Origin of the sequence: Nonomuraea zeae (genome assembly GCF_005889725.1) — a bacterium.
Lineage (GTDB): Bacteria > Actinomycetota > Actinomycetes > Streptosporangiales > Streptosporangiaceae > Nonomuraea > Nonomuraea zeae.
The window spans coordinates 1-630 of record NZ_VCKX01000732.1 but is presented as its reverse complement, the minus strand read 5'-3'; the positions used below and the strand labels follow the sequence as shown (position 1 = coordinate 630).

At 67.3% G+C, this 630-nt stretch carries 1 protein-coding gene; it reads left to right on the top strand.

Going from position 1 to position 630, the window contains the following annotated elements:
- A partial coding sequence (locus tag ETD85_RS62655) for an AMP-binding protein (RefSeq protein ID WP_138699146.1) occupies positions 1 to 630 on the top strand: 630 nt, incomplete at both ends.

Below are 630 nucleotides of genomic sequence, written 5' to 3'. Positions count from 1 at the left end.
GGGCGGTCGCTGGTGCTGGGCGGGGAGGCTGCCGCGTCTGACTGGCTGGAGCAGGTTCTCGCGAACGCTGATGTGCGCGGGTGTGCGGTGTTCAATCACTACGGTCCGACCGAGACCACGATCGGGGTGGCCACCACTCGGCTGCCGGGTGGGCTGAGCCCGGTGGCCAATACCAGCTTGTATGTGCTGGATGAGTATTTGGCTCCGGTGCCGCCGGGTGTGATCGGTGAGTTGTATGTGGCTGGTGCTCAGTTGGCGCGTGGTTATCTGGGTCGTCCTGGGCTGACGGCGGAGCGGTTCGTGGCGTGCCCGTTCGGGGGTGGGCGGATGTATCGCACCGGTGATCGGGCCCGCTGGAGCGTTGATGGTGGGCTGGTGTTCGCGGGCCGGGTGGATGACCAGGTCAAGATCCGCGGTTTCCGTGTCGAGCCGGGTGAGGTCACTGCTGTGCTGGCCGGCTGCCCGGGTGTGGAGCGGGCGGTCGTGGTGGCGCGGCAGGACGGTGAGGTCCGTCTTGTCGGTTATCTGGTGGCGCATGACTCGGAGAGCGTGAGTGGGCTGTCGTCGGTGGCGCGCAGGTTCGTCGCCGATCGGTTGCCTGATCACATGGTGCCGTCGGCCTGGGTGGTG